Origin of the sequence: Dietzia sp. HMSC21D01, assembly GCF_001815995.1 — a bacterium.
In the GTDB taxonomy this organism is placed as follows: Bacteria; Actinomycetota; Actinomycetes; order Mycobacteriales; family Mycobacteriaceae; genus Dietzia; species Dietzia cinnamea.
Window position 1 is genome coordinate 1 of record NZ_KV824063.1, and the last position, 4874, is coordinate 4874.

Here is a 4874-nt window from a genome sequence, read left to right on the forward strand (position 1 = left end):
GGCCGCGGGCGCTCCCGGGGCAGGTCCCGCGCCCGGAGGGACGGCAAGCTCGGGTGCGGGGGCGCTCTCGTCGTCGTCGACCGGTACGGCCCAGGCCGGGCGCGCCGGGGCGATGCCGATCGGCGGGATGATGGGCGCGGCCAACGCCGGCCAGAACAGTGACCGGCGCGGTCACACGCCGGCGAGCTACCTGACCAACGCCACCAACACCACCGCCATCATCGGCGACCCGGTCAAAGTCGCCCCGGCGGTGCTCGGCCGCCCGCGCGCCGAGGAACCCGCGCCCACGGACGACGCCGCCGCCCCATACCGCGGACGCACCCTCGGCCGCGACTACACCGGCGGAGGCGCGACACGAGACTAGACCGGAACCGCCCTCAGCAGCGCGCCGCGTCGCGGGGAGCAATGAGCCACCGATCCACACAACAGAGACACGGTCCGGACACACAGCCCGCCCAGACTCGACGCCGTACGACCGCCCACCGCAGCACGCCTGGAGGCACCCCACCCGTGTCCTACGCCCACCCACCGGCACCCGCACGATGATCGACGCCCGGTCTCCCGCGGCGGGGCACCGAGAGACCCCCGCCACACCGGCCCTGACCTCCCCGTAGGCGGCAGCACACCCGGCCCCACCCTGCCAGGTTCCGCTCAGGATCACCGGGCTAGCCTGGGTGCGACCGGCGCCGAGTCGCCTCGGCGCGTCGCGACCCGCAGATGGACCCCATGCCCGAGCCCAGAACTGCCGCTGCCCGCTCACCGCTGGGCACCGTCACCTCCTTCCTCCGCAACGCCTGGCGCACTCTCACCGCCATGCGCACGGCGCTCATCCTGCTCTTCCTGCTGGCCGTCGCGGCCGTCCCGGGCGCGCTGCTGCCGCAGCGCAGCCTCAACGAGGGCAACGTCAACGAGTACATCGCCGAGAACGGCTGGCTGGGCGAGCTCTACGACCGCCTGCAACTGTTCGACGTGTTCTCCAGCTGGTGGTTCACGGCGATCTACGTCCTGCTGTTCATCTCGCTGATCGGATGCCTCACGCCGCGCTCGATCGACCTGGTCAAGCAGCTGCGCACCCCGCCGCCGCTCACGCCGCGCAACCTGTCGCGCCTGCCGCACCACGCCGCCTACCGCACCACGGCCACCCCCGAGCAGGCCGCCGAGCAGATCCGCCGCGAGCTCAAGGGCCGGGTCCGCCGCAACGACGGCGACGGCCGCGTCCCCGGCACCATCGAACTGTCCTCCGAGCGCGGCTACATGCGCGAGGTGGGCAACATCGTCTTCCACTTCGGCCTGCTGGCGCTGCTCATCATGTTCGCGGCGGGCAAGTTCGTCTACGCGGAGGGCATGCGCGTCATCGTCGCCAACGCCGAGTCGCCGGCGTTCTGCAACACCACGCCCAGCGCGTACGACTCGTTCCGCGCGGGCCTGCTCGTCGACGGCACGGACCTCGAGCAGTTCTGCATCAAGGTCGAGGACTTCCGCGCCGACTACCTGCCCAACGGTCAGGCCGAGATGTTCACCTCCAACGTGCGCTATAGCGAAGAGGTCACCACCACGGACCCCGACACGTGGGAGCCGTACGAGATGCGGGTCAACCACCCCTTGCGCATCGGATCGACCCGCGTCTACCTGCAGGGCCACGGTTACGCGCCGACGTTCACGGTGACGTTCCCGAACGGCGAGACACGCACGGACACGCAGCACTGGCAGCCGACCGAGCTGCAGACCTTCTTGTCGTCGGGCATCATGCGCTTCGACCCGCCCGCGGGGATGTACCCGGACCTGGCCGAGCGGCGCACGCAACAGATCGCGATCCAGGGCCTCTTCGCCCCGACCGCCCAGTTCGACGGCACGCTGCTCAGCTCGCGGTTCCCGCGGATGGACGACCCGGCGGTGGCGATCGACGTCCACCGCGGCGACGCCGGCCTCGACACGGGCCGCCCGCAGTCGATCTTCTCCCTCGACTCGGATCTCATCGAGTCGGGCGTCCTCAACCGCGAGGCGCGCGTCAACCTGAGGCCGGGCGAGTCCACGACGCTCGCCGACGGCACCGAGGTCCGCTTCGACGGCGCGGAGGAGTTCATCAACATCCAGGTCTCCTCCGACCCCACGCAGATCTGGGTGGGGGTGTCCGCCGCGGTCATGATGGGCGGGCTGGTGTTGAGCCTGATGGTGCGGCGCCGGCGGATCTGGGCGCGGGTGAGTGTCGACGACGACGAGGTCACCCGCGTCGAACTGGGAGGCCTCGCCAAGACGGACCGGTCCGGCTGGGGGAGCGAATTCGACGAGCTCCGCGATCGGCTGGTCGCGGCCTCGGCCGTCACACCCGTCTTGCCGGGTGGGGCCGACAAGGACCACACTTCATCTAGTCGCGGCACCGCCGGCGACGACGTGCGGAAGGACGACACCCGGTGATCACTTGGACCCTCGCGCAGGGACTACCCGTTGACGAGACCCTGTCGACGTACTCGGACCTCGCCTTCCGGACGGCGTTCGGGATCTACGCCCTGGCGCTCATCGCGTCGCTGATCTACTACGCGGGCTTCCGCGTCCCCAAGGTCTCGCACCAGCAGTTGGTCGGGGCCGGGCAGGGCGCAGCCGCCGGCGGGTCGGGAACAGTCGGTGGCTCGGACGTGGGCCTGACGGAGTCGAGGTCGCTCACCGATACCGGTGACGAGAACCGCGCCTCCGAGGGCAACGTGCGGTGGGCGCGGATCGCGCAGCTGTTCATCGTGGTCGCGTTCCTGTTCCACGCCGGGTCGATGATCACGCGCGGCCTGGCGACGGACCGCTTCCCGTTCGGCAACATGTACGAGTTCATCCTCGGCACCACCCTGCTCGCCGTGGGCGCCGGGCTGGTGTTCCTGCGCAAGCCGGCGCTGCAGACGGCGTGGCCGTTCGTGCTGCTGCCGGTGCTGGTGCTGCTGTTCTTCGGCGGGACCAACTTGTACTCGGAGGCCGCGCCCGTGGTGCCGGCGCTGCGCTCGTACTGGCTGCCGATCCACGTCACGATCATCTCGCTGGGCTCGGGCATCCTGCTCATCCCGGGCGTCGTGTCGATCATGTACCTCATCCGCGTGTGGCAGCCGCAGGGCGAGGAGCGGGGCTGGGGCGCGCGGCTGGCGCGTCCGCTGCCCGCCGCCGAGACCCTCGACCGGCTGGCGTACCGCGCGACGGTGATCGGCTTCCCGGTCTTCGGCGTGGGCATCCTGCTCGGCGCCGTGTGGGCGGAGAGCGCGTGGGGCCGCTTCTGGGGCTGGGACCCCAAGGAGACGGTGTCCTTCATCTCCTGGGTGCTCTACGCCGGCTACCTCCACGCCCGGGCGACGTCGGGCTGGGGCCCCAAGAAGGCGGCGTGGATCAACATCGCCGGCTTCGCGGTGCTGGTGTTCAACCTGTTCTTCATCAACATCGTGGTCTCGGGCCTGCACTCCTACGCCGGGCTGAACTAGCCCCCGGCGGGTCTCCGAAGCGTCACGACGTGATCCGCCCACCCGGCGGCCGCGTCGCGGTCGTGGGTGATGGCGAGAACGCCTAGGCCGCGGTCGGCACGCGCACGGAGGACCTCGAGGACGACGGCGGCGGCATCGGGGTCGAGGTGCGCGGTCGCCTCGTCGGCGAGGAGGTAGCGCGGCTGCTGCGCCAGGGCCCGGGCCAGGCACGCCCGCTGGAGCTGTCCGCCGGAGACCTCGCCCGGACGCCGGTCGAGCAGCGACGCCTCCAGCCCGACCTCCCGAGCGAGTGAGTCCACGTCCACGGCGATCCGCCGGCTCCGCCCGGGCAGGGCGATCATCCGCCGGAGCGTGAGTCGCGGGTCCGCCGCGGCTGCCGGGTCCTGGTCGAGCAGCGCGGTGTGCCCGGGCAGGCGACCGCGCCGCGGCCTGACCTCGCTCGCGGTGCCGTCCCCGGTCACGGTCACCGACCCGGAGGTGGGCGCGAGGAGCCCGGCGAGGAGCCGCGCGAGGGTGGTCTTGCCGCTACCCGAGGGGCCGACGAGCGCGGTGATCGTGCCCGCGGCGACGGAGAGGTCGGTCGGGGGCAGCGCCTCCGTGTCGGAACCTGGGTAGCGGAATGCGGCGCCGGCGGCGACGAGGGTCACGGTGTCACCAGCTCCCCGGCGGGTGCGGTGGCGTCCGCGGGGGCGCGGTTGCCCTGGGAGGGGTCCGCAGGGCACAGGCGCCCTGCCTGCATCGACACGACCTCGTCGGCAGCACCGCTGGCTTCGAGCGCCACCAGGTCATGCGTTGCGAGCAGCACCGCGACACCGGTCTCGTCGGCCAGGCGCCGCAGCTGCCTCAGGACGGCGAGTGCGAGAGCGGGGTCGAGTCCGGCGGTGGGTTCGTCGGCGAGCAGCACCGACGGCCAGGTGCCCAGCGCGACGGCAATGGCCATCCGCCGCAGCTGGCCGCCGGAGAGCTGGTGCGGGTAGCGGTCGGCGAGCGCGGGGTCGACGCCCACCAGTCGGCACAGCGCGTCCACGTCGGCCGAGCTGCTGCCGGTGCCGCCCGCGCTGCCGCGGGCTGCCGCGACCGCGATTGACTCCTCCAGCTGCCCACGGATGTGCCGGGTCGGGGTGAACGCGTCGGCGGCGGTCTGCGGAACGTGGCCGGTCACGCCGCGGCTGTGCCCACCCACCCCGCTCCCACCCAACTCGATCCGGCCGGCGACCACCGAGCCCGGCGCCACGAGCCCGGCGCACGCGTCCAGCAGGCTCGACTTGCCGGCGCCCGACGGGCCGACGATCGCCACGACCCGACCGGGCTCGACGCGCAGGGACACCCCGTCCACCGCGGTCTCCCCGGCGTCCGCGCCGCCGCCCCCGTGCACCACCGTGAGACCGTCCACGCGCAGCGCCGCCCGGGTGGTGTGCGCCT

4 protein-coding genes and 1 pseudogene are annotated in these 4874 nt (G+C 72.5%); 3 read left to right on the forward strand and 2 right to left on the reverse strand.

The genetic code is table 11. The annotated features are described in order from the left end of the window. The 3 genes and pseudogenes from HMPREF3086_RS19100 to ccsB all read left to right on the forward strand — a co-directional run. Positions 1 to 364: pseudogene (locus HMPREF3086_RS19100) on the forward strand (hypothetical protein); the annotation flags it as partial. A gap of 362 nt (positions 365 to 726) precedes the next feature. Then, on the forward strand, positions 727 to 2415 hold the full coding sequence (locus HMPREF3086_RS14555; protein ID WP_070722597.1) for a cytochrome c biogenesis protein ResB: 1689 nt from the start codon (positions 727 to 729) through the stop codon (positions 2413 to 2415). Then, positions 2412 to 3452 carry a c-type cytochrome biogenesis protein CcsB gene (gene ccsB, locus HMPREF3086_RS14560; protein ID WP_070722591.1) on the forward strand — a complete coding sequence of 347 codons (1041 nt, stop codon included), beginning with the start codon at positions 2412 to 2414 and terminating at the stop codon, positions 3450 to 3452. The genes HMPREF3086_RS14555 and ccsB overlap by 4 nt, the downstream gene beginning before the upstream one ends. Here ccsB and HMPREF3086_RS14565 read toward each other — a convergent pair. Together HMPREF3086_RS14565 and HMPREF3086_RS14570 are read right to left on the reverse strand one after the other, a co-directional pair. Continuing rightward, entirely contained in the window at positions 3449 to 4099 is a 651-nt protein-coding gene (locus tag HMPREF3086_RS14565; RefSeq protein ID WP_070722593.1) for an ATP-binding cassette domain-containing protein, read from the reverse strand. The genes ccsB and HMPREF3086_RS14565 overlap by 4 nt on opposite strands. Beyond that, the coding region (locus tag HMPREF3086_RS14570) for an ATP-binding cassette domain-containing protein (RefSeq protein WP_141764104.1) at positions 4096 to 4874 on the reverse strand (779 nt) is incomplete at its 5' end. The genes HMPREF3086_RS14565 and HMPREF3086_RS14570, both read right to left, overlap by 4 nt.

What these genes read in the sequence shown, in the direction of transcription:
- HMPREF3086_RS14555 (WP_070722597.1), top strand. Translation starts at nt 727, where the DNA reads ATGCCCGAGCCCAGAACTGCCGCTGCCCGCTCACCGCTGGGCACCGTC.